Below are 23,156 nucleotides of genomic sequence, written 5' to 3' on the forward strand. Positions count from 1 at the left end.
GAAGAACTGATGCTCGACCTGATGTACCACCTGCCGAATAACAAGCGGGTGCGCGATCTGGAGATCACGAGCGACATGGTGGAGCGGCGGGATCTGTCGCTGTGTCTGCTGGAGAAGGCGGGATAAGACTGCCTGTTTCGAGCCGTATTTGAAAGAGGTTCGTAATGGCGATGATTGTGACTCCCCGGCTCAGCGCATGCTGCCGGGGAGTTTGTTTTTTGATTGCGATGTTTGCTTTGAGCTGGACGGCTGCGGCTGCCCAGTGTTCGCAGGCCGCGCTGCCCGTGACGGCGTCAGAGGGAAGCATTTCGTCCTCGCCGGATGCTTCCGCAGGCGGCGCCCTTCACCGCTCTTCCTCCGACACGCCCGATCAAGTTCGCTTCGCGACCGGCAGAGCCGTCACGGTGCTTGAGGACACGCCGCTGCAGGTCATGAACGACATGCCCATCAGTTCCCGGAGCAGCAGGGAGGGCGCGCGGCTCTCGTTCACCGTGACGCGGGATGTGGTGGTCGGCGGCGTCCTGATTATTCCCTGCGGCGCAACCGTGTTTGGAACCGTAGTTTCTGCGAAACAGGCGGGGCGGCTCGTGGGCGCATCGAATCTGACGCTGCAACTGACCGCTTTGAGCCTGGACGGCAGGAGCTATCCGCTGTATACGCCGCCGTTCAAGGTGGTGGGACAGAGCAAGACGCGGCCGACGGTTCACAAGGCTGCGACAGGGGCGGCGGTGGGAGCGCTGCTGGGTGAAGCGTCGATGCCGCCTCCCAGAACAATCACCTGGGAGGATGGGAGCACGCACCCTTACCGGCAAGTCGAACGCATTACCGCAAAACAGCGGGCTGAAGGAGACGCCGTCTTCGCCGGCGTAGGGGCGGGTGTGGGATTGGCGATTGCGGCAAGCACGCCGCCATCGATCGCGGTGATTCCTGCCGAGTCGGAAATGGAGTTCACACTGGCCTCGCCGATCGCGGTGTACCCTGTCGATCCGCGCACCGCGGCGCGCCTTGCGCAGGGCATGCGTCCCGGCGGTCCTGTGCTCTATGTGCGTGGCGAAAATCAGTAGGCCCAAATTAGCCGATGCCTCGACACTCTTTGAGACTGCCCATTTCCAATCCGCTGTACAATCCCAACAAGGCCCTCGGGCTGTTCCTGAAAGTCGCGCATCCATAGCAGTTCTGGCGCGTCGAATGGTTAGGTAAATATGACTTCTTCCCGAGAAAAGAACGAGCCGCGCAAATTGCCCATGATGCCCATACGGGACATGGTGATCTTCCCTTACATGATGACGCCCTTCGTGGTGGGCCGCGAGTCGAGCGTGCGCGCGCTTGAAGAAGCTCTGAACGGCGATCGCAAGATTTTTCTGGCCACGCAGCACGATGCCTCCATCGACGAGCCGAAGGCGAAAGAGATTTACCAGGTGGGATCGGTCTGCAACATTGTGCAGAGCGTGAAGATGCCTGATGGCAATATCAAGGTTCTGGTGGAAGGCGTGGAGCGCGCCAAGTCCATGGACGTGACGGACCGCGATGGCTTTTTTGTGGCCACGGTGCGCATGGGCAAATCGAACTTTGAGATGACGCCGGCGGTGGAGCAGTTGATGCAGCGCGTCACGTCACTGTTCGAGCAGTATGTGAAGCTGCAGCAGTCGCTGAACTACGAGACGATCATCGCCAGCGTGAAGATGGACGAGGCATCACGTTTGTCGGACGTGATCGCGGCCAATCTGCAACTGGGCATTGAAGAGAAGCAGGAGTTGCTGAGCATCTTCGATCCGGCGGCGCGGCTAGCGCGCATTGCGGATGTGCTCGATATCGAAATTGAGAAGCTGGACCTTGATCGCAACATCCAGTCGCGCGTGAAGCGGCAGATGGAGCGGGCACAAAAGGAGTACTACCTCAACGAGAAGATCAAGGCGATCCAGAAGGAGCTGGGCCGCGGCGAGAAGAGCGAGTACGACGAGCTGCGCAAGAAGATTGAAGCGGCGGGCATGCCGAAGGATGTGCTGGACAAGGCGATTCAGGAGCTGAAGAAGCTGGAAGCGATGCCGCCCATGTCGGCTGAGTCGACGGTGAGCCGCAACTATATTGACTGGCTGCTGGCGGTGCCGTGGAAGAAGAAGTCGAAGGAAACGCGCTCGATTGATTACGCCGAGAAGGTGCTGAACGAGGATCACTACGGGCTCGAGAAGATCAAGGAGCGCATTCTTGAATTTCTGGCTGTGCGGCAACTGGTGAAGAATCCGAAGGGATCGATTTTATGTTTTGTCGGGCCTCCGGGCGTTGGCAAGACTTCGCTAGGGATGTCGATTGCGAAGGCGACGGGGCGCAAGTTTGTGCGGTTGTCGCTGGGCGGCGTGAGGGATGAGGCGGAGATTCGCGGGCATCGGCGCACGTATATCGGCGCGCTGCCGGGGCAGATTATTCAGCACATGAAGAAGGCGGGGACCAAGAACCCGGTGTTCCTGCTGGACGAAGTAGACAAGATGGCTTCGGACTTCCGGGGGGATCCGGCATCGGCGCTGCTGGAAGTTCTGGACCCGGAGCAGAACACGACGTTCCAGGATCACTATCTGGACGTGGATTACGACCTGTCACAGGTGTTGTTTGTGGCGACGGCGAATGTGCTGCACACGATTCCCGCGCCGCTGCAGGACCGCATGGAGATTCTGCGGCTGCAGGGGTATACGGAGCAGGAGAAGCTGGAGATTGCGCGGCAGTACCTGGTGAAGAAGCAGCGGGATCAGACGGGTTTGACCGAGAAGAACGTGGTGATCAAGGACGATGCCATTCTCGAGATCATCCGCAACTACACGCGTGAAGCGGGCGTGCGCAACCTGGAGCGCGAGCTTGGCAACCTGTGCCGCAAGGTGGCGCGCAAGGTGGTGAAGAACGGCGCCAAGCACAAGGAAGAGATCACGGGCGCGAATGTGGCGGAGTTCCTGGGCGTGCCGCGCTATCGCGAATCGGAAGTGCACGAGAAGAGCGAAGTGGGCCTTGTGACCGGGCTGGCATGGACGGAGGTGGGCGGATCGATTCTCACCACCGAAGTGCAGGTGCTGGACGGCAAGGGCAAGCTGACCATCACGGGGCAGCTCGGCGATGTGATGCAGGAGTCGGCGCAGGCGGCGCTCAGCTATATTCGCGGCAAGGCGCAGGCGCTGGGACTCTCACGGGAGTTTTATCGCAACGTGGACATCCACCTGCATGTGCCGGAGGGAGCGATCCCGAAGGACGGGCCGAGTGCCGGCATTACGATGGCAACGGCTTTGGCGAGCGCGCTGGCGAAGATTCCGGTGCGGCGCGATATCGCCATGACCGGCGAGATTACGCTGCGCGGCAAGGTGCTGCCCATCGGCGGATTGAAGGAGAAGCTGCTGGCGGCGCTGCGCGCGGGTCTGTTTGAGGCGATTCTGCCGCGGGCCAATGAGAAGGACCTGCAGGAGATGCCGGACAACATCAAGAAACACATGAAGCTGCACTTTGTGGATCAGATGGATGAGGTGCTGGCGCTGGCGCTGGAGAGTCCGCTGCCGACGCCGGTTCCGCCGGAAGCAGAGGTGCTGACGGCAGTGCCGCAGGCAGAAATGACGGGAAACCTGTCTTCGCGTCAGTAGGCCGACGCAAGCAGCATGGCGGGCGCGCGTTCTTTGGAACGCGCGCCCGCTGTTTTTGAGTGAATGCTGTTTTAGCATTCGGTTCGCCTGCACGCCGGGCAGGTGGCAACGAAATGCTGTTTATGAAATGTTCGTGGCCAAGCGATTTCCGCGTTGACTCGGGTAGCCTGGGTGTCGGATACCATCTGGCAGGAGGTTGAAGCCCATGCAAAACGATTCGGACCGTAAGAAATTCATGGCGAGCCTGCTACCTGTGGCGAAGAAGCTCTTCTTCGCAGGCGAAGAACCTTCGGCGTTAGGTATGCCGGTTATCGATGACATTCACGTTGACTCTGGCGGCGGCCTGGACGGTCAACAGCACATCAACAGTAAGGATCAAGTCCAAGTTCAGATCTCTAAACTTCTCGCCGATGTGGGAGCTCAGATGCCGATTGTGGTCAAGTTCGCAATCGCGCACGAATTCGCCCATGTTTGTGCAGGAAATATCGGTGAACAGATCGGTACGGCCGGACTCGATCTGTCGTCCAACAAGCACGAAGTAGCGGCTGACCTGATTGGCGCCGTACTGATGCTGAACGCGGGGATTTCCCAGGACGATATTAAAGATGCGGTAGGTCCCGACAAAGGTACGTGGATCATGGACGATCGCGAAATCGGCACTCATCCAGCGCGAAAGGACCGGGCGGCTTACATTGCCCAGTTGTTCAAGAAGCTGGATGACAAGGTGGATCCGATTGAAGCGGTCAAGGAGGTACTGGCTGCCATGCCGCAAGCGGTAACCCAGTAACAAACGCCAAGCAGCGGCGTGGCCACACAAGCAAACGGCGCTCTCCGTCCAACCGGAAAGCGCCGTTTGCTTGTACTGACCCTTCAAGCAGCCATGGGCCTGATGTGAAGGTAGACTCGGGCGGCACTACTGCACGGGCGGCAGGGATCCGGCGATGGACTGGGCGGCCGCGCTGCATACGGGGTGGCCCCATCCGGTGGGGCTGGTGCCGATCATCACGCCGGTGGCGGTGGTGATGTCATAGACGATGTTGTCGGGGCGGCTGGAGTCAGGGCCGACACCGCCGGGCACAAAGTCGAGGTTCAGCGAGTGGCGGGTGCGCCAGGAGATGTTGTGATCGGCGCAGGAGGAATCGCCGCTTACCCCCAGCGCACCGATGAGCTTGTGCTGCGCGTTGTAGAGGGCGAGGCCGCCGCCGAAGACGTTCACGCCGCCGATTTTTCCGCCTACCATGGGGTCGTTGGACTGGCCGTAGTTGGAGGAACTGCCGCCATAGGCTACGGCAGTATCGACGGGGTTGCTGTGTTGCAGGCCGTAGAGGCTGCCGCCGGGCTGGACGGCGCTGTAGAGGTCGGCGGTGGACAGGGAGAGTTGCGGAAGGCTGAAGGCGTTGGCGGTGTTCGCCTTCTGCGCGGAGATCGCGCGGCTGCCTGGCCACTGCGAGCCGCGATCGGAGCCTGTGAAAGCCACGGCGCAGACGACGCCGTCGCGATTTACCACGGTGCCCCACATGTCGAGGTTGAAGCCGCCGTTGGTCTGGTTGCGTGCTGCCATGAGAGCCGACTTGAGCTGGCTCCAGGAGGGCAGGTCTTTGCAGGCGTCGCGGTCGTGATCGCGGTCGCCCTGCGCGCGCACCGGCACGGTGAGACACAATGCCAGCGCAAGTGACAGAAAGCTGAGTTTTTTCATGTGGGGAAGCCCTCTCAAGGCAGACAGAGAGACTCCGGCGATGGATTTGGGAGGAGCCCGCGGACTCTCTGAAGGCCGGCGAAAACGTAGCACAGGCCTGCGCGCGGCGCAATCGGAAAGATGGTCAGTGAGGGGTGAGAGCCATGCGGCAGGATATGCTCAGAAGCGATGCGCTATACCACTCAGTTTCTTTTGTCGGCCATGGCACCGGAGCAGTTCCCTGCCCCTTCGGTGCCGGAGATCGCGTTTCTGGGGCGATCGAACGTGGGCAAGTCCAGTCTGCTGAACGCGCTTGCGGGAGAGAAGGCGGCCAAGGTGTCGTCGACGCCGGGGCGGACGCGGGCCATTAATTTTTTTGCGCTGCTGGATGAGAGCGAGCGGCGGCGGCTGGTGTTTGCCGATTTGCCGGGGTATGGCTACGCGAAGATTTCAAAGTCGATTTCAGCGGAGTGGCCGAAGTTCATTGAGCCGTATCTGGCGGAACGCGAGGTGCTGGGTTTGTGCGTGTGCCTGGTGGACTCGAATATTCCGCCGCAGCCGCGGGACAAGCAGCTGGTGGAATGGCTGCAGCACGCGGAACGGGAGTATGTGGTGGTGGCGACGAAGGCGGACCGGTTGAGCGGGAATGAGCGCACGCGGAATATGGCGGCGCTGAAGAAGGGGCTGGAGACGGACGCCATTGTGCCCGTGTCGGCGAAGACCGGCGCGGGGATTAAAGAACTGTGGGCGCGGATCGAGGCGGTAAGGGCGGAGTCGTAGGGTGTCCGGCGGGATCAGGGCTTGGTCAGGGCCGCGGCTATTGCGGCATCCGCGGGTACGGAGCGGATGCGGCGTGCGGCGGGGCCTAGATAGCGGTGAGACAGGCGCAGCCAGCGGCGAGCAGCGTGGTCGGATTCCGGGATCAGTTCGAGGGCGCGGCGATCGAGGTCGGGGGCTGGCGACGGATAGGTGAACAAGCGATTGCCGGGTGTGGCCGACGCGATCGGCTGCGCTCCCTGGGCAATGAGGTCGGGTAATTCCGCAGCGAGATTTGCCGGAAGCAGATCGGGAAGTACGCCGCGGTCACGCATTTCGCGGACGAGTTGCGGGGGGGAGCAGGAGACTCCGACCGAGACGGCATTGCTTTTGCGGATCTCGTTTTTGAGGATGCGCAGGGCTTCGTCGACGGATGTGACGAGGAAGTCGACGACGCCGTCGCGGATGGCGGAGCGTTGCAAAGCGGAGTCAGGAGCGGCGCTGAGGGATGCGGCTCCGGCGATGTTGGCGGCGCGGACGAGGCGGGAGCCGGTTTGGTCGAGTTGGCCGGCGTAGAGCAGTTTTCCGCCGAGGCCGGTCTCGGGATGGAGGGACAAGTAGGAGGCGTAGACGGCTTCGAGTTCGGCGAGAAGGGTGGCGTCGATGGGCGGGGTGGGGCTCATGCGGGGTTCAAGCTCGATTCTTGTTGAAGACGCTTGCGGGCTCGACTGAACATCTTGTTGAAGAAGCCACAAAAATGCAGTTTCGGTCGACCATCTTTTGCAGGGGCTAAAGCCGAACCAACAAAAAGAGGCACGTATCGGCCCGACTAAAGTCGTGCCCTTGTTGCAAACCTTTGTCTTGAGACCTTGCTCAGCGAACTGCAAAGTCGTGCGAGTTACAAGGCCTATGTGCGGCTGAGGGTCACCAGGCGGAGTAGGGCTGGCCGTCGCTGCCTTGCTCCTGGCTGCCGGAGTGGACGTTGTCGACGCCGGGGTCGGTCTGGTCGGTGCTGTGCAGGTCGGTGCCGGTGTCGACGACCCAGGTTTCTTTGCTGTGGGTCATGGGGTCGTCCGGGATGGCTTTGAGATAGCCTTCCTGCACGAGATCGTCGAGCGACTGCGGGGCCTTCTGCTTGTCGGCGGTGTAGGAGTCGATGGCGTTGCGCATGACGTGGAGGTCCTCGCGAAGCACGGCTTCGCGGGCCGCGCGGATCGCCGCCTGATAGGCAGGGACGGCCACCACGGCGAGGATCATGATGATCGCCATCACGATCATCAACTCCACCAGCGTGAAGCCTGCGCTGCGGCGGATCTTTCGGTTTGTGCGCGCCACCATCAAATGCTTACCTCGAACGAGCATACCCTCCGAGAGCTTTCTCTCGAAGAGCAAACTCGGCTTACCAGTCGGAGTACTTGGTTCCATCCAGGGCGGTGCCCTGCGATTTGGAATACACGTCGAACACGCTCTGCCCGCCGTATGAGTCGGATTTGGGGTCGTCCTGCATGGAGCGGAGGCCCCACTCGGCCTTTCCTGTGACGGGATCTACGGGGATGTGGCGCAGGAACTTCACTTTCTTGCCCTGAATGTCGACGCCATTGACCAGTGTTTCGAGGTCGGGCGGGTAGTTCTGGCTATCGACTTTGGTCTGAATGGCGCCTTTATCGGCGGCGTCTTTGTACTTGTCGATGGCGTCGCGCATCATCCACAGGTCGTAGTGGAGTTCGCGTTCCTTTTCGCGTTTGATTTGAAAGCGCGCGATGGGAATGGCCGCGGAGGCGAGGATGGCCAGGATGGCCGCCGCCACGATCAACTCGACCAGTGTGAGCCCTCGCTCGCCTTTGCGGATTGCCGATGCGCAATTCATGTCACTTCACCGTGATGTCGACCTGCGAACCGCGCGCCTGCACGGGCTTTTGGCCGCTGGACATGGCTCCCGGCCGGGAGATCACAATCGAGGTTGAGCCCTGCGCCTTGGCCTGGAAAGTGAGCATACAAACCACGCCGGCACCGCCCACGCCAGGCGCACCCGGCGGGCGTGACGCATTCACTGTAATGGTTCCGGGGCCGTCGTCTCTATGCACTAGCGCAACTGCCTGACCATCACGGTTAAGAAAATCGCCAGGGCCCACGTTCACCAGCGAAAGCTGGGCGGGATCGTACTGGATCTGCAGGGGAACGGAGACGATGTCGTTCGCGTTGCTGATCACAACCGGCACCTGGAACGAGGATCCGATGGTCACGGGGCCCGGCGAGTTCATCATGAACTTGACATTGGCGGGATTGTCCGCGGCTGGAGCCGCATTGGAGGCCGCATTGGGCGCAGTCCCATTGGGCTGGGCGGGATTGGGTGGGGCTGGATTCGCAGCAGGATTCGCCGGCTGGCCCGGGATGGCTGGTGGTTCGTTGGTCCCAGGCGGCGGTCCGGGAGGCGGTGTGGGCGGAGCCTCGCCCGAGGCTGTGGTGGCCGGCTGCTTGACCTGGAGGTTGGTCTGCGGAACTTGATTGGCCCCTCCGGCAGCTTCTCTGAGCTGCTCAAGCGCCTGCGGCGCGGCCGCGGAGGCGCTCCCCGCACCGGGAACGGTAGCAAGCCCCGGCTGCACCGGCACTGTGGGCGAATGGGGAGCGATGGACTGGGTTGCGACCGGCTGCACCCGTGCCGGGTTATTGGCGCCGGGGCCTTCGGCGGCAATGCGGCGCAGTTCGACGTTCTGGCCGGAACCGGTATCAATAGCGCGCAGGTTGGTGGCGTTGATGTCTGGTCCGCGCACGATGTGCGGCACCATCAGGAACACAACCTCGTCGTTGGAGATGGTGTGGTCCTTGGCTCCGAACAGGTATTTCAGAATCGGGATGGAACTCAGTCCCGGGATACCGCTCCAGCTCACCTGGTCCTGTTGATTGAGGATGCCGGAGAGGATGTTGGCTTCGCCCTCTTTGAGGCGCACGACCTCTTCGGAGGTTTTCTGCGCGATGATGGGCTCCGTGACGCCGCTGATGGTGACCGAACCTGCCTGGGCGGTGACGGACATCTTGGTTTTGAGTGTGATGTCTCGGTCGGCGTGCACCGTGGGAGTTATCTCAATCTCGACGCCGATGTCGATGTACTGGAATTGCGTGTTGACCAGTGAACTGACCAGGGCGGTGGCGGCGCCGGTCTGGTAAGAACCGGTGGCAATGGGAATGCGTTCGCCGATCTTGAGGTTCGCCTTCTGCATGTCAGTAGCTCGCAGGCGCGGATTTTGCAGGATGCGAGTGTTCGAATCGCTCAGCAGCAGGTTGGCGGTGGCGGTGCCGACGGAGACAGCGAAGTTGTTCGAATTGAGGTGAGCGAAATCGTAGAGCGTGGTGCCGGTGGTGGTGCCGGTGCTGGTGCAGTCGGTGCTGCCGGTGGCGCAGGTGGATGAAGTGCTTGCAGTACTGCTCTGGATGGTGACGCTGGCGCTGGCCGGCCACTGGATGCCGAGGTTGCGCTCCCAGTTTTTGCTCACTTCCATCACGGCGACGTCGACCACCACTTCAGGCCGGGCCTTGTCCAGATCGCTGATGAGCTTTTGCGCCAGCAGGAGTTCGTCGGGCGTGCCGCGGACGACCAAAGCGTTCTGGCTGGCGAGGCCGTAGACCTTGATGTTGGTGAGCACATTGCGCAGTGCCGTCTGGACATCGTTGAGGTCGTTCTGCTGCCAGGCGTTGGTCAGGTAGAACGTCTGGACCGCCTGCTCGTCGAGTTCCGTGCGCTTGGAGCGCGTGTTCTGGGCGACGAAGATGGTGTTGGGTGTGATGGGGCGCCAGAAGGTGCTGGAGAGCACACCGACGATGCGAAGGCCGTCCATCAGCGTGGAGTTGGTCAGGTCGACCTGGATGCGCTTGGAGTTGTAGTCGGGATCGAAGAGGACGTTGATGCCGGCGGCGCGGCCGATGGCCTGGTAGACGGTCTTTGAGTCCTCTGTCATGTGCAGGGTGAGCGGCTCATTGGTGACGGGCTTCAGCTCAACTGGCGAGCCGATGGAGGCGAGTTGCTGCTGCTGGATTTGCTCGGGCGTAAGAGCATTGGGCTGGGCGGCGGCCTGATTTTCGCGTTCGCGGATGGCCGCGATCTCCTGGCCGGCGGCTTCATTGCCGGGATCGATTTCGGCGGCGTGAAGGAACTCAGTGAGGGCGCCCTGCAGATCGCCGGCATTCAGGAACTGGCGGCCTTTGAGCATGTGCACGGCGGAGGCCTGGCCGCGCACGCGATACATCGCTTCGCGGATGCGGAGGTCTCTGGGATTCTTGTTAGCGGCGGCCACGTAAGCGTTGTAGGCGGCGTCCCAGTCTTCGCGCTGCTCGGCTATCTGGCCTTCCTTGTAGAGCTTGCTCGACGAGGCGGTGGGGGCCGCGAGATTGCTGGCGGGCTCGGCGGTCTGAGCGAATGCGCGCATCGAAGGCACGCCGGCAAGAATCAAAGGGGAGAAGAGGGCGATGCATAGGGCGTGCCTGAGGGCAGCCGGAAAACCAGCGCGGTTCATCAAACTCCCTGGCGTCTGTGGGGTCGATCGGCGATCCGCAGCCCCCAGGTGCCCGGCTGCGGGCTGGCTGATTTGGCGGCCCTGTACGCGTGTGTTGTGGGGTGGTTCACCCATCCAACCTGGCCTCATTTTAGCAAAGCTCCGCGGCACGGCGGCCGTCATTCACCGCGGTGCTACGATGAAGATTCAAGGAAGTTTGACCATGCCCCGGCAGTCCAGCCATACCATTAATCCGGCCGCCCGCACCGGCACGGCTCCCAAGCCGGCGCGTTCCCGCGACCCGGTGGCCAGCGGAGAGCGCGATGCCGCGCAGAACCGGCGCGCCAGCCACGACTATTTCCTGCTGGAGCGCTACGAGGCGGGCGTCGCCCTGCGGGGCACGGAGGTCAAGTCCATCCGCGAAGGCAAAGCCAACCTCAAGGACGCCTACGGCCTGGTGAAGGACGGCGAGGCGTTTCTGCTCAATGCTCATATTGGGCCTTACTCCCACGGTAATATCGCCAATCACGATGAGACTCGCACGCGCAAACTCCTCCTGCATAGCGAAGAGGTGCGCAAGCTCATGTCAAAGACGCAGGTAAAGGGGCACACGCTCATCCCCACCCGGCTGTACTTCAAAAACGGCCGCGTGAAGTGCGAGCTTGCGCTGGCGAAAGGCAAGCAGGACTGGGATAAGCGGGAGACGGAGAGGAAGCGGGAGGCCGACCGCGAGGCGCGCTCCGCCATCAACGCGAGCAAGCATCGGCACAAGGTCTGACGGCCGACGCCACCTGGTTGTCGTGCTGTTGTTCTTGCGGGGTGACACTTGCCGTGCGGCGAATGAAATAATCGCGCTATGCGCACGGAACTCTCTTACTCTCCTTTATCGCGAATTGAAACTGAACTGCTGGCTGTTACGGCCGTGGACACGCAGACCGGCACCGGCCCGGACGCCCGGCCCGCACCGGAGCTGCTCACCGGGGATGGGGCGCTGAAGTCGGCGGCCGCCCAGGTTCTGGCCAGCGGCGAATTCAAGGCCGGGGCCAATGAGACGCTGCTTCTCCATGCGCCAGCCGGTATCAGAGCCAGGCGCCTTCTGATTGTGGGGCTGGGAAAACAGGCCAGGGCCACCATGCATTCAGTGCGCAATGCGGCGGGCACGGCGGTGCGCTTCACCAAGCCCCGCGGGATCCGCGAACTGGTGTTTGCGTTGCCGGAAGCGGAATTCCTGCCGCCGGGTCCGTGTTCGCGGGCCACGGTGGAGGGCGCGTTTGTGGGCGACTTCGATCCCGACACTTATCGCAGCGACCGCCAGGACCTGAGCGTGCAGACGTTCACCGTGGCGGCTCCGGGAGCGAACACGTCGGCCGTGGATTCCGGCTTCCGCGAGGGCGTGATTGTGGGCGAGAGCCAGAACTTTGCGCGAACGCTGGTGAACGAGCCGGGGAACAAGCTGACTCCGGCGGAGTTTGGCCGCCGCGCTGCCGCGATGGCGAAGGAAGCGGGCCTGCAGTGCGAGGTGCACTCCACCGAGAAGATCAAAGAGCTGAAGATGGGCGCCTTCTGGAGCGTGGCGCAGGGATCGGAGGAGCCGCCGGCGCTGATTGTGCTGCGCTATGAGCCGGAGGGCGTGCAGGATGGGCCCATTTTGGGCCTCGTCGGCAAGGGGATCACGTTCGATACGGGCGGCATTTCGATCAAGCCCTCAGACAACATGGAGAAGATGAAGTACGACATGGCTGGAGGTGCGGCGATGATTGGCGCGATGCGCGCCATCGCGCTGCTCAAGCCGAAGGTGCGCGTTGTCTCGATTGTGTGCGCGACCGAAAACATGCCGGACGGCAAGGCGCAGAAGCCGGGCGATGTGCAGACCGCCATGCCGCTCTCCGCGGACAAGCCGGGCAAGACGATCGAGATCATCAATACGGACGCGGAGGGAAGGCTGGTTCTGGCCGATGGCCTGACCTATGCGAGACAGCTTGGAGCGACGCATCTGATCAATGCAGCCACGCTGACGGGCGCGATTGGGGTGGCGCTGGGCACGCATAACGCGGGCGCCTTTTCAAACGACGATGAGACGTATGCGAAGTTCCAGGGTGCGCTCGAAACTTCCGGCGAGAAGTTCTGGCGCATGCCGCTGGGCGACGAGTATGCGGAGATGATCAAGAGCGATATCGGCGATATCAAGAACACCGGCGGGAGCCGCTACGGCGGGGCAATTACCGCGGCTGAGTTTCTGCATGTGTTTGCCGAAGACACGCCGTGGATTCACCTTGATATTGCGGGGATGGCGTGGATCGATGAGAACCGGTCGTATGTCGCCAGGGGACCGAGCGGGGTGGCGGTGCGGTCGATTCTGGAGTGGGTGAGGAGTTACGGCGGATAGCTTCCAGCTGCCAGCTTCTAGCTTGCTCAGCAGCAGCCAGGAGTTAGTGGGTGGACGGTTGAAACTGCTTTTACATCGCTTCGGGGCTTTCGATGCCCAACCAACTCAGCACTGTGACCAGTTCGCGCAGAGTGACTGCGGCGGTGGCCAGCAGGAAAGACTTTCGCGTGGGGTCTTCTTCCGTGAGGATGTGGTGATGGTGGTAGAAGTTGGAGAAGTCCTGCGCGAGCTGGAAGGCATGCTTGGCCAGGTGCATGGGCTCCGAGGTCGCAATGCCCTGCTCGAGCACCAGGGTGTGCTGGCCGGCGCGCAGCCATAGTGCCCAGATGTCCTCGTTCTCTTCGCCATCGAGGAATGAAGCGAGCCCCTGGGGGTCGAACATGGCGAAGTCGCTCAAAACCGTTTCGGGGGTAGCGCCGCCTTTGCGGAATATGCTGCGAATGCGGGCGGCGGCGTACATCAGATAGGGACCCGTCTCGCCCTCGGGGGACAGAGCCATGTCCTGATCGAAGGCGATGACGGAATTGCGGCTGAAGCGCAGCATGTAATAGCGCAGCGCGCCATAGGCGATCTTGGAGGCGATGGAGGTGGTGTGCTCCTCGGTCCAGTCGGCGTGGCGCTTGACGACCTCGGCCTTGGCGGCGTCGATCATCAGGTCCATCAGGTCGTCGGCCTTGACGCCGAAGCCCTTGCGGCCGCTGATCTCGATGTATGGGCGGGCGCGGTCTTCGTCGGTGAGCCGATACCCGAGCTTCTCTGCATAAGCCGGCGTCAGGGCGACCATCTCGTAGCCGAAGTGTGTGTAGCGGTCGGCTTGGGCGGTGTGGCCCATGCCGCGAAGCGCCTGGATTACGTTGGCCTGGGGATCGGACTGGCGCGAGTCGATCACGTTGTAAATCGCCGTCGCGCCGCCGAAGTGCGGATGCGGTTCGATGCCGTGCTCGGTTGAGATCCAGCACTCGTGGTCGGGATAAGTGAAGAAAGGCTTGTAGCCGAAGTCGCGGCCGAGGAGGCCGAATTTCCAGAGGTGATACGCGATATCTTTGCCGACGTAGGTGACGGTGCCGTTGGAGCGCACGATGACCTTGGCGTCCTCGTCCAGCTCGCCCTCGGCGACATCCGCGCCGGGGCGCCGCATGACCCAGCAGCCCTTGTTCTTGCCCTCGGTTTCGAAGTAGAGCACGCCCGTTTGCTTGAGCTGCTCGAAGGCGAGCGCCCAGAAGTTGAGGTGCAAGATTTCGCTTTCGCGGGGCAGGAAGTCGTATTCGATGCCGAGGCGCAGCATGGTTTCCAAGTGGCGGCGCAGAACGGCCGCGGAGATCAGTTCGGCTACTTCGGCGGTCTCGTTGCCGCCGTGCTCGATCTGGTGCAGGGTTTCGTAACGTAGTTTTTTGCGCTGGGCGTTTTCGTCGTCGGTGCCGGAGGTGTACCACTGGCCGACGCGGGTGTAGAGGTCCCAGCAGTAGTAATCAACACCTGCGGTGTGGCCCTCGGCGGCGGCGGCCCGTTCTTCGCACGTGGCGATGAGTTCGCGGACTTCGGCGGAGGTTTTGCTCTCGATGTGGAGGAAGCCGACGACGACGTCAGCCACCTGAACGCCGGTGTTGTCGATGTAGTTCTGCACGTCGACTTTGTTCCCGGCGGCGCGGAGGAGGCGCACGAAGCTGTCGCCAAGGATGGCGTTGCGCAGATGGCCGATGTGCGCAGCCTTGTTGGGATTGATGCTGGTGTGCTCGACGAGCACATGAGCACCTGCGGCACCTGCGGTGCGGCCAACTGCGGCTTCGCCGCCAATGGTCGACTGGATGCAGGCGGCGCGGTCGAGGCGTGCGTTGATGTAGCCGGCGCCGGCGACTTCAAAGCCGGCGAAACCTTCGAGGGCGCCGAGCTCGGTGACGATTTCCTGGGCGATGATCTTGGGAGCTTTGCGGAGCGTACGCGCGAGCTGCAGCGCGATGGGTGTGGCCAGCTCGCCGAACTTCAGGTCGGGCGGGATCTCCACCGGAATGTTCTCGATGGTGAGATCGTACTTGCGTTGTAGAGCATCGCGAAGATGCCAGGCGAGCCGCTTCTGCAGTTCCAGATACACGTCGAAAGCCTCGGAAATCCCTGATTTACAAGGGTCAGTTTATCAGGATGGCGCCTGACGTCAGAAAACACGTGCTAAAGTCAGGGCGAGTGTTCGAGAGGTACACAGAACAAGCCCGGCGCGTTGTCTTTTTTGCCCGTTACGATGGTGGCCGCAGGGCATCACCCTTCATCTGCACGCCCCATTTCGTGATGGGACTCTTGTGCGAGGGAAGTTCTCCGGTCCTGGATAGCATGCAAGTGCAAAAGCGATTGAAGGAACACTGGCAATCATTTCCGCTTGCCCCGACCTCAAAATCAAGGACTACAGGAAAGAAATACCCCTCCTTCTCCGCTAAGTCATATGGCCGGCTATCTGGAGAGTCGGGGCCGTTTCCGTCGCGGTGTTTCCAGGGATTCTGCTTCTCCACTGGCTGAAAGTATGGTGAACCCGGTCGAGCTTCACGGGCGTCCCCTCACCTTTGATGTCCTAAGATAGAGATTGCGCTCAGCACCCGTTTTCGCATCCAGTGAGGCGCATTAGCCAGCTCATGACCATTCTTGAATCCAGCACGTCGCATTTTTACCTGACCACGCCCATTTACTACGTGAATGCGCGGCCGCACCTGGGGCACGCCTATTCGACGATCGTGTGCGATGCCATTGCACGGCGCAAACGGGCGCTTGGGATCGATACGTGGTTCCTCACCGGCACCGATGAGCACGGGCAGAAGATTGAGCGCTCAGCGAAGCTGGCGGGGCGGACGCCGATGGAGTTTGCGACGCACATCTCGGGCGAATTCCGGGCGCTGTGGGACCGATTGGGGCTTACGTACGACGACTTTATCTGCACGACGGAAGAGCGGCACAAGCGCGGTGTGCAGAAGCTGTTTGCCACGCTGCGGGAGCGCGGCTTCATCTACAAGAGCACGTACACGGGCCAGTATTGCGTGAGCGATGAAGCGTGGATGGACGTGGGGCCGGGCGCGCCCTGCCCCACCTGCGGACGCATCACCGAGACCGTGAGTGAAGAAAACTATTTCTTCAAGCTGTCGTCGTTTGAGCGCAGGCTGCTGGAGTTCTACGAGGCGAATCCAGAGTTTATGCAGCCCGAATCCACGCGCAAGGAAGTCATCTCATTTGTGCGCAGCGGGCTGAAGGACCTCTCGGTGAGCCGCACCAGCTTCAAGTGGGGAATTCCGGTTCCAGACGACGACAAGCACGTGGTGTACGTGTGGCTGGATGCGCTGGCCAACTACATCACGGCGCTGGGCTACGGCTCTGAGGACCCGGAGGACAAGGCGCGCTTCGAGAAGTTCTGGCCGGCGGACATGCATCTGATCGGCAAGGAAATCAGCCGGTTCCACTGCGTTTACTGGCCGGCGTTCCTGATGGCTGCGGGGATTGCAACGCCCAAGTCGGTGCGCGCCAACGGCTGGCTGCTCTTTGACGACACCAAGATGTCGAAGTCGCTGGGCAACATTGTGCGCGCGGAGACCGTGGATCAGGTGCTGGGCGCGGATGCTCTGCGGTACTTCTTACTGCGCGAGATTCCGTTCGGGCAGGATGGCAGCTTTACGTTCGAGGCGCTGGTGCGGCGCTACAACGGCGATCTGGCCAACGGCTACGGCAACCTTGTGAGCCGCGTGGTCAACATGATGCACAAGTTCTTCAGCGGTACGGTGCCGGAGCCCGGCGTCCTCACAGCCGCCGAGACGAATCTGCGCACGGTGGCGGAACGCACCATTGCCGAGTTCGGGCCACTGTTTGACGAGTTGCAGTTCTCAGAGGCGCTGAAATCGCTGTGGGGGTTGGTCGCGGAGACCGATGGGTATCTTACGGCGAATGCGCCGTGGAAGCGCCCCGAGGGCCGTTCAGAGGAAGATCACAGGGCGCTGCAGGCGCGGGTACTGGCGACGGCCGGGGAGGCGATCCGGGTGATTACGGCGCTGGTCTATCCCATTCTTCCGGCCTCGGCATCGAAGGTATGGCAGCAGTTAGGCCTGGGCGATCTTCGCGCCGCGGCGCAGAGTGCGTTTCTCGGCGATCTCGCATGGGGCGGGTTGAAGCCCGGGACGAAGTTCAACGAACCTGCGCCGTTGTTTCCGCGCGCAGAAAAGGACGCGATCGAACGTATGCAGAATCTTGAGAACCAGAACAACGCGAGCGCCGTGGACGCGGCGGCGGGCAAGCAGGGCGACGCCGTAACCCCGGACAATGCGCCGGCTGCGACATCGGTGGAGTCGTCCTCGGCTCCGCCCACCGGAAACCAGAGGTCGCACGAACCGGAGACGCCGTCAACGCACGTGCCCCACGACAGCACACAGCCTGTCGCCACGGCCAAGGTGCACGGGGTGCCGGAGGATATTGCCTCGGCACGCCTGAAGAGCGAAGCGGGCGAGGCGCCCAAGGGCGCGCCGTTGCCCACGGCGGAGAGCAAGCCAAACCCTAGTATGGCTCCGCAGCACGAGGCTGCAGCGACTGGTACGACAGCAAGCGGTCCCGCAGCGGCTGCGGAGCACTCCGCATCAGCGGACTATACCTCCGCATCTTCTCCCATCATTACGATTGACGACTTCGCCAAAGTCGATCTGCGCGTGGCGCAGGTGCTGGTGGCGGAGCGCATTCCGAAGGCCGACAAGTTGCTGCGGCTGGAAGTGGATCTCGGCTATGAAAAGCGGCAGATCCTGGCGGGCATCGCGATGTACTACGAGCCCGAAAAGCTTGTTGGCCGCAAGATCGTGATTGTGGCGAATCTGGCGCCGCGCAAGATGCGTGGGCTGGAGTCGAACGGGATGCTGCTGGCGGCGTCGCTGCCTCCGGATGGTTCGCCGGTGCTGGCGGGATTTCTGGAGGATGTGCCGCTGGGGGCGCGGTTGAAGTGATGCTCTGGCATAACTGCGAGTAGGCCCGCGCACGCCGCGGGCCTTTTCATGGCTGCATGACTCCCATGCGGCATTCTCGGATTGCGCTGGAAATTAAGAAGCGGGCTGCCGGAAACGGGAGTGGAAGGAATCCCGTAACCGGCCAGCCCGCTGGACCCTGAACCGGGTCTAGGTGGTACTTTCTAGTGTGGCTCCATCGGCTCTAAATTGCAAGGATTATTCTTAGGGGCGAACGCCGCACGAAGATGCGCCGCGCAGGCTGCGACGCATTCATCCGCACCCATCATGCGTGACCGCCATCATGCATGCGTGTGACAGGGCCGGAAATCCACCGTTTTGGCGGCTCCGGCGCGTTGACCTGCAAGGCTTTGGCCTGATAGAAATGGGTGTTCTATTCCATTGAGTTTTTGTCCTAACCGGTAGTACTAACCGCCTGAACGAATTACTGAAATCAGCATGGATGAGATTCTCCAACAAGTCGGGACCCTTCTGCTCGGAGCCATACCCACGGCAGTGCTCTTCATCGTGCTGGTGATTGCCTACCAGTTTCTGGTGCAAAATCCGCTGACCCGCACGCTCAAGGAGCGGCGCGCGCGGACACAGGGCGCCATTGAGGACGCACAGAAGGCGATTGCCCAGGCCGAGGAGCGCGCGCAGGAATATGCTGCCAAGCTCCGGCAGGCACGGGCCGATGTTTATAAACTGCGCGAGCAGCGCATCAAGCAGTGGAACGCGGAACGCGATGCGGCTCTTGATGTCGCTCGCAGGTCCGCCGGACAGAAGGTCGGCCAGGCCAAGGCCCAGCTGGAGGCCGAAGCTGTGCAGGCACGGCAGACCATCCAGGCATCCGCCGGCGAGCTGGCCAGCCGGGTGGTTCGCGCGGTGTTGCCGCTGGCTGCCGGGGGTACCCGTTGAAGCATTTGCAGAACTTAACTTCGGCACGTTTTTCCGCTGTCTTGCTGCTGTCTGGACTGGCGGTTGGTCCGTGGCTTGCTCCGGTGCGCGCATTCGCGCAGGAAGCCAACCCTTCAGCGCCAGTGAAGTCGCAGGCCGATTCTCACGGGCAGGAGGGACTTCCCGCCCAGCCCGGACAGGAACAGAGGGAGGAACAGGAGGAGCACAACCTGTTTCGTCACACGGCCCTGGTGGCCGCGGTTTCTGATGCTGTCTTCAAGGACGACAAGAACGCCACCGATCCTGAAAAGCAGGCGCTGCGCAACGAGCACATTGAGAAGACGGCGCGCACGTTTGAGTGGATCAATTCGCTCATTCTGATTCTCGCCATCGTGATCCCGCTGGCGAGGGTGTTGCCGCGGATCATCCGTCAGCGTTCCCAGACTTTGAAACACAATCTGGACGAAGCCCGCAAAACCACCGCCGACGCCAATACGCGCCTGAGCGCTGTGGAAGCGCAACTAGCGCGGCTGGATGAAGAGATTGCGCAGATCCGTTCCAATGTGGAGCAGGAGAGCAAGCAGGACGAGGTGCGCATCAAGGCCAGCATTGAGGAAGAGAGCGCGCGCATTGTGGCTTCAGCCGAGCAGGAGATTGCGGCGGCCGCGGCGCAGGCACAGCGCGGATTGCGGCACTTTGCCGCGGAGCTGGCAATCGACACGGCCATGAAGCAGATGACGCTGACGCCCGAAGCTGACCGCGCCCTCATCTCGGAATTTGTAACCGACGCTACTTCCAACGGCGCGGCCAAGGGAGGGAAACGCTAAATGGCAGTCTTTGTCTCCCATTACGCGCGTGCTCTTGCCGATGTGGTTCTGAAGGCGAAGCTCGACACGGCCGCGATTGACCGGCAGCTTAATGATTTTCTGGCCGCGTGGGACTCGAGCGCGGCGCTGCGCGGGGTGTTCGAGAATCCGGCTATCGGAGAGACGCAGAAGGTTGCGGTGCTCGACAAGATGAATGCCAAGCTGGGCATGGCGCAGCCGGTGCGCAACTTCATCGCTGTGCTCACGCGCAACGGCCGGGCCGCGCACGTGCATGAAGTGGTCGAGGCGTATCGAACCGAACTGCAGGAGCGCCAGGGCATCCGCCAGGCTGAGATCATCACGGCGCGTGAATTGAGCGATCAGGAGCGCAACTTCCTGCTGGCCGGCGTCGGCCAGCTTGCGGGCGCGCGGATTCAGGCCAACTTCAAGCTCGATCCCTCGCTGGTGGGCGGCACAGTGGTGCGCATCGGCTCCACTGTCTACGACGGCTCCGTGAAGGGGCGCCTGGAACGTTTGAGAGAAGAATTGATGGCGGGTTAAGTGATCAGTGGTCAGTGACCAGTGATCAGAACTCCGGACAGGTTTTCGAATCAGCAGGAGGCAGTGAGGAATCGGGTCAGACATGGCGGCACCACGACGGGTTCGCTGAACACTGACCTCTGATCACTGCCCACTAAAGGGAACGCACATGGCTCAGATCAAAGCAGACGAGATTACGCAGATACTTCGCGAGCAGATCGCGAACTACGACTCCAAGGTGCAGGTTGACGAAGTCGGCACCATCACTTCGCTCGGCGACGGCATCGCCCGCATCCACGGTCTCGACAAGGTCATGGCCGGCGAGTTGCTCGCCTTCCCGCACGGCATTGCCGGGCTGGCGCTCTCGCTTGAAGAGGACCACGTGGGCGCCGTCATCATGGGCGAATACACGGAGCTGAAAGAAGGCGACGAGGTCAAGCGCACCGGCAAGATTCTGAGCGTGCCGGTTGGGCCGGCCATGATCGGGCGCGTCGTCAACACCCTCGGTCAGCCCATTGACGACAAGGGCCCCATCGCCACCACCGAGAGCCTTCCCGTCGAGCGTCTCGCTCCCGGCATCATCGACCGCCAGCCGGTGCGCGAGCCCATGGCGACCGGACTCAAAGCTATCGATGCCATGATTCCCATCGGACGCGGCCAGCGCGAGCTGATCATTGGCGACCGCCAGACCGGCAAGACCGCCGTCCTGCTCGACACGATCATCAACAACGCGAAGAACGATCTGATCTGCATCTACTGCGCGATCGGGCAGAAGCGTTCCTCGATTGCGACGGTTGTGCAGACGCTGACCGAAGCCGGCGCGATGGGCCACACCATCATCGTGGCCGCATCTGCCTCCGAGCCCGCGCCGATGCTGTACCTGGCCCCCTACGCCGCAACGGCCATGGGCGAGTACTTCCGCGACAACGGCAAGCACGCCCTGGTGATGTACGACGATCTTTCAAAGCACGCGATGGCGTACCGCGAGATTTCGCTGCTGCTGCGCCGTCCCCCGGGCCGCGAAGCCTACCCCGGCGACGTGTTCTATCTGCACTCGCGCCTGCTGGAGCGCTCGTCGAAGATGAGCAACGAGCGCGGCGGCGGTTCGCTGACGGCGCTGCCGGTCATCGAAACCCAGGCGGGCGATGTTTCGGCTTACATTCCGACCAACGTCATTTCCATCACCGACGGGCAGATCTTCCTTGAAACCGACTTGTTCAACTCGGGCGTTCGTCCGGCCGTGAACGTGGGCTTGTCGGTCTCGCGCGTCGGCTTCTCGGCTGCCATCAAGGCAGTCAAGCAGGTCGGCTCCACGCTGAAGCTTGATTTGGCGCAGTACCGCGAGCTGGCGGCCTTTGCGCAGTTCGGCTCGGACCTCGACCCTCTCACGCAGAAGCAGTTGAACCGCGGGCAACGCCTCACGGAATTGCTGAAGCAGCCGCAGTTCCATCCGCTCACATGGCAGCAGCAGGCGGTGGTTCTGTTTGCCGGTACGCAGGGTTATCTCGACGATGTGAAGGTCGCGGAAATTCGCGCCTTTGAAGATGGGCTGTACAAGTTCTTTGAGTCGCAGCAGTCGGGGCTGATCAACGACCTGACGCAGAAGAAGCAGCTTGACGACGACGTGCGCAACCGTCTGCACGCGGCCTTGAAGGAATACAAGGAAACGTTCAAGGCGCAGACTGCGGAAGCGGTAACGGCGTAAAAGCAAGCTTCTAGCTGCTGGCCGCTAGCTTCTAGCTGGTGTGTTGGAAGCGGAAGCGGCACGGAAACGATAGGAGCTAGAAGCTAGGAGCTAGCAGCTTAAAAATGGCAAACGTCCTCGACTTACGGCGGCGCATTCGCAGCGTGAAGAACACGCGCCAGATCACCAAGGCCATGAAGATGGTCTCGGCTGCCAAGCTGCGCCGCGCCCAGGAGCGCGCGCTGGCTGCCCGGCCCTACGCCAAGATGATCGCGAGCGTGCTGGAATCGCTGACGCGCCGCATTGAAATCTTCGATCCCGAGACCGGCAATGTCCGGCATCCGTTGTTCCTCACGCGGCCGGAGAAGCGCGTGCTGCTGGTTGTGGTGAGCGGCGACAAGGGGTTTGCGGGCGCGTTCAACGCCAACATCCTCAAGGCCGGTCTGCAATTCATCGATGCCTCCGGCGACAAGCAGATCGACATCGAAACCGTGGGCCGCAAGGGGCGCGACCTGTTGCGCCGCCGCTATCCTTCAGCCCAGTTTGCGGATGCCACAAACGAAGAAGGCGCGACTCATAATGTCCGCCAGGAGCGCAGCGGCCGCATTGAGCTGATGCCGGATCATCCGGGCATGCTGCTGAAGCTGGAAGCGGACAAGGTGTTCGAAATGGCGGAGAACATCGTCTCCCTTTACGTGCACGAGGAGATCGACGCCGCCTATATCGTCTACAACGAGTTCAAGTCCGTCATCGCGCAGCGGGTTGTGGTGGAGAAGCTGCTACCTCTGATCAGGATTGGCAGCCAGCAACTGGCGGGTGCCGTGGAGCCGACGGTGGAGGAGCGCGAGCGCGCAGCCGAGGCAGCACGTTCCGCGGGCATTCCGCTGGAGGAAGCCGACACGCACGAGGCCGACGAAGAGGCCAAGAAGTTTGGCACCCCGAACGTGGACTACATCTATGAGCAGCCACCGGAGGAGTTATTCAACGGCCTGCTTCCGCAGTACATCGCTTCCCTGCTCTACCACGCCATGACGGAGTCAGTGGCCGCAGAGCAGGCGGCGCGCATGACGGCAATGGATTCAGCAACCAACAACGCCTCCGACATGATCGACGCCTACACGCTGCAGATGAACCGCGTGCGCCAGGCTGCCATCACCAAGGAGATCATCGAAATCGTCAGCGGCGCGGCCGCGGTTTAAGAAGCAGGGGCTAGGGGACCAAGGGAACAAGGGACCGAGCCAATGAGAGTTTTGTAACGGGCACGAGTAATCTCGTGCCGAAGAGGCTTCAAAGACTTGACTGGGCGTTAGCCCCTCAGAGCATTCGATCTGGAACAACCGCAGTTCGAGTTCTCGCAACGAA

Annotated in this window: 18 protein-coding genes; 12 read left to right on the plus strand and 6 right to left on the minus strand. The window is 61.9% G+C overall.

What is annotated here, in order from left to right; all coding sequences use genetic code 11:
- Nucleotides 1–218 precede the first annotated feature (218 nt).
- From VGL22_RS00105 to VGL22_RS00115, 3 genes are all read left to right on the plus strand, one after another.
- The gene (locus VGL22_RS00105; protein WP_465264833.1) at nucleotides 219–1,064 is read left to right on the plus strand and encodes a hypothetical protein; all 846 of its coding nucleotides are present in this window, start codon (nucleotides 219–221) and stop codon (nucleotides 1,062–1,064) included.
- A 138-nt stretch (nucleotides 1,065–1,202) separates the two neighbouring features.
- Nucleotides 1,203–3,614 carry an endopeptidase La gene (gene lon, locus VGL22_RS00110; protein WP_465264834.1) on the plus strand — a complete coding sequence of 804 codons (2,412 nt, stop codon included), beginning with the start codon at nucleotides 1,203–1,205 and terminating at the stop codon, nucleotides 3,612–3,614.
- A 205-nt stretch (nucleotides 3,615–3,819) separates the two neighbouring features.
- Complete coding sequence (locus VGL22_RS00115; RefSeq protein WP_465264835.1) at nucleotides 3,820–4,401, plus strand: M48 family metalloprotease; 582 nt, start codon at nucleotides 3,820–3,822, stop codon at nucleotides 4,399–4,401.
- 126 nt (nucleotides 4,402–4,527) lie between these two features.
- Here VGL22_RS00115 and VGL22_RS00120 read toward each other — a convergent pair whose 3' ends face one another.
- Nucleotides 4,528–5,310, minus strand: a complete 783-nt coding sequence (locus VGL22_RS00120) for a GlcG/HbpS family heme-binding protein (RefSeq protein WP_465264836.1) — start codon at nucleotides 5,308–5,310, stop codon at nucleotides 4,528–4,530.
- 168 nt (nucleotides 5,311–5,478) lie between these two features.
- Here VGL22_RS00120 and yihA point away from each other — a divergent pair, with 168 nt between their 5' ends.
- Complete coding sequence (gene yihA / locus VGL22_RS00125) at nucleotides 5,479–6,069, plus strand: ribosome biogenesis GTP-binding protein YihA/YsxC (RefSeq protein ID WP_465264837.1); 591 nt, start codon at nucleotides 5,479–5,481, stop codon at nucleotides 6,067–6,069.
- 14 nt (nucleotides 6,070–6,083) lie between these two features.
- Here the strand turns inward: yihA and VGL22_RS00130 are convergent, their stop codons facing one another.
- From VGL22_RS00130 to VGL22_RS00145, 4 genes are all read right to left on the minus strand, one after another.
- On the minus strand, nucleotides 6,084–6,728 hold the full coding sequence (locus VGL22_RS00130; protein ID WP_465264838.1) for a hypothetical protein: 645 nt from the start codon (nucleotides 6,726–6,728) through the stop codon (nucleotides 6,084–6,086).
- Nucleotides 6,729–6,969: 241 nt separating this feature from the next.
- Complete coding sequence (locus VGL22_RS00135) at nucleotides 6,970–7,407, minus strand: type II secretion system protein (RefSeq protein ID WP_465264839.1); 438 nt, start codon at nucleotides 7,405–7,407, stop codon at nucleotides 6,970–6,972.
- Nucleotides 7,408–7,444: 37 nt separating this feature from the next.
- Nucleotides 7,445–7,912, minus strand: coding sequence for a prepilin-type N-terminal cleavage/methylation domain-containing protein (locus tag VGL22_RS00140; protein WP_465264840.1), 468 nt, complete (start codon nucleotides 7,910–7,912; stop codon nucleotides 7,445–7,447).
- A 1-nt stretch (nucleotide 7,913) separates the two neighbouring features.
- Nucleotides 7,914–10,553, minus strand: coding sequence for a cohesin domain-containing protein (locus VGL22_RS00145; RefSeq protein ID WP_465264841.1), 2,640 nt, complete (start codon nucleotides 10,551–10,553; stop codon nucleotides 7,914–7,916).
- Between the two features lie 202 nt (nucleotides 10,554–10,755).
- Here VGL22_RS00145 and smpB point away from each other — a divergent pair, with 202 nt between their 5' ends.
- Nucleotides 10,756–11,310: an SsrA-binding protein SmpB gene (smpB, locus tag VGL22_RS00150; protein WP_465264842.1), complete on the plus strand. Its 555-nt coding sequence runs from the start codon at nucleotides 10,756–10,758 to the stop codon at nucleotides 11,308–11,310.
- Between the two features lie 78 nt (nucleotides 11,311–11,388).
- Entirely contained in the window at nucleotides 11,389–12,918 is a 1,530-nt protein-coding gene (locus tag VGL22_RS00155; RefSeq protein WP_465264843.1) for a leucyl aminopeptidase, read from the plus strand.
- Nucleotides 12,919–12,988: 70 nt separating this feature from the next.
- Here VGL22_RS00155 and VGL22_RS00160 read toward each other — a convergent pair whose 3' ends face one another.
- A complete protein-coding gene (locus VGL22_RS00160; RefSeq protein ID WP_465264844.1) occupies nucleotides 12,989–15,007 on the minus strand; it encodes an arginine--tRNA ligase in 2,019 nt (672 codons plus the stop codon).
- A gap of 529 nt (nucleotides 15,008–15,536) precedes the next feature.
- Between VGL22_RS00160 and metG the strand changes: the two genes are divergently transcribed.
- From metG to VGL22_RS00190, 6 genes are all read left to right on the plus strand, one after another.
- Nucleotides 15,537–17,870 carry a methionine--tRNA ligase gene (metG, locus tag VGL22_RS00165; protein WP_465264845.1) on the plus strand — a complete coding sequence of 778 codons (2,334 nt, stop codon included), beginning with the start codon at nucleotides 15,537–15,539 and terminating at the stop codon, nucleotides 17,868–17,870.
- 456 nt (nucleotides 17,871–18,326) lie between these two features.
- Entirely contained in the window at nucleotides 18,327–18,785 is a 459-nt protein-coding gene (locus VGL22_RS00170) for an ATP synthase F0 subunit B (protein ID WP_465264846.1), read from the plus strand.
- 41 nt (nucleotides 18,786–18,826) lie between these two features.
- On the plus strand, nucleotides 18,827–19,591 hold the full coding sequence (locus VGL22_RS00175) for a F0F1 ATP synthase subunit B family protein (RefSeq protein ID WP_465264847.1): 765 nt from the start codon (nucleotides 18,827–18,829) through the stop codon (nucleotides 19,589–19,591).
- Nucleotides 19,592–20,131 carry an ATP synthase F1 subunit delta gene (gene atpH / locus VGL22_RS00180; protein WP_465264848.1) on the plus strand — a complete coding sequence of 180 codons (540 nt, stop codon included), beginning with the start codon at nucleotides 19,592–19,594 and terminating at the stop codon, nucleotides 20,129–20,131.
- Between the two features lie 148 nt (nucleotides 20,132–20,279).
- Nucleotides 20,280–21,815 carry a F0F1 ATP synthase subunit alpha gene (atpA, locus tag VGL22_RS00185; RefSeq protein ID WP_465264849.1) on the plus strand — a complete coding sequence of 512 codons (1,536 nt, stop codon included), beginning with the start codon at nucleotides 20,280–20,282 and terminating at the stop codon, nucleotides 21,813–21,815.
- 104 nt (nucleotides 21,816–21,919) lie between these two features.
- The gene (locus tag VGL22_RS00190) at nucleotides 21,920–22,993 is read left to right on the plus strand and encodes a F0F1 ATP synthase subunit gamma (protein WP_465264850.1); all 1,074 of its coding nucleotides are present in this window, start codon (nucleotides 21,920–21,922) and stop codon (nucleotides 22,991–22,993) included.
- The last annotated feature ends 163 nt before the right edge of the window (nucleotides 22,994–23,156 follow it).

The organism is Occallatibacter sp., from assembly GCF_036502485.1.
GTDB lineage: Bacteria > Acidobacteriota > Terriglobia > Terriglobales > Acidobacteriaceae > Telmatobacter.

Coding starts and splice junctions, on each gene's coding strand:
- smpB (WP_465264842.1), top strand. CDS start 10,756: ATGCCCCGGCAGTCCAGCCATACCATTAATCCGGCCGCCCGCACCGGC.
- VGL22_RS00155 (WP_465264843.1), top strand. CDS start 11,389: ATGCGCACGGAACTCTCTTACTCTCCTTTATCGCGAATTGAAACTGAA.
- VGL22_RS00135 (WP_465264839.1), bottom strand. CDS start 7,407: ATGCTCGTTCGAGGTAAGCATTTGATGGTGGCGCGCACAAACCGAAAG.
- VGL22_RS00170 (WP_465264846.1), top strand. CDS start 18,327: ATGGATGAGATTCTCCAACAAGTCGGGACCCTTCTGCTCGGAGCCATA.
- yihA (WP_465264837.1), top strand. CDS start 5,479: ATGCGCTATACCACTCAGTTTCTTTTGTCGGCCATGGCACCGGAGCAG.
- VGL22_RS00145 (WP_465264841.1), bottom strand. CDS start 10,553: ATGAACCGCGCTGGTTTTCCGGCTGCCCTCAGGCACGCCCTATGCATC.
- atpA (WP_465264849.1), top strand. CDS start 20,280: ATGGCTCAGATCAAAGCAGACGAGATTACGCAGATACTTCGCGAGCAG.
- VGL22_RS00140 (WP_465264840.1), bottom strand. CDS start 7,912: ATGAATTGCGCATCGGCAATCCGCAAAGGCGAGCGAGGGCTCACACTG.
- VGL22_RS00120 (WP_465264836.1), bottom strand. CDS start 5,310: ATGAAAAAACTCAGCTTTCTGTCACTTGCGCTGGCATTGTGTCTCACC.
- VGL22_RS00130 (WP_465264838.1), bottom strand. CDS start 6,728: ATGAGCCCCACCCCGCCCATCGACGCCACCCTTCTCGCCGAACTCGAA.
- VGL22_RS00115 (WP_465264835.1), top strand. CDS start 3,820: ATGCAAAACGATTCGGACCGTAAGAAATTCATGGCGAGCCTGCTACCT.
- atpH (WP_465264848.1), top strand. CDS start 19,592: ATGGCAGTCTTTGTCTCCCATTACGCGCGTGCTCTTGCCGATGTGGTT.
- lon (WP_465264834.1), top strand. CDS start 1,203: ATGACTTCTTCCCGAGAAAAGAACGAGCCGCGCAAATTGCCCATGATG.
- metG (WP_465264845.1), top strand. CDS start 15,537: ATGACCATTCTTGAATCCAGCACGTCGCATTTTTACCTGACCACGCCC.
- VGL22_RS00190 (WP_465264850.1), top strand. CDS start 21,920: ATGGCAAACGTCCTCGACTTACGGCGGCGCATTCGCAGCGTGAAGAAC.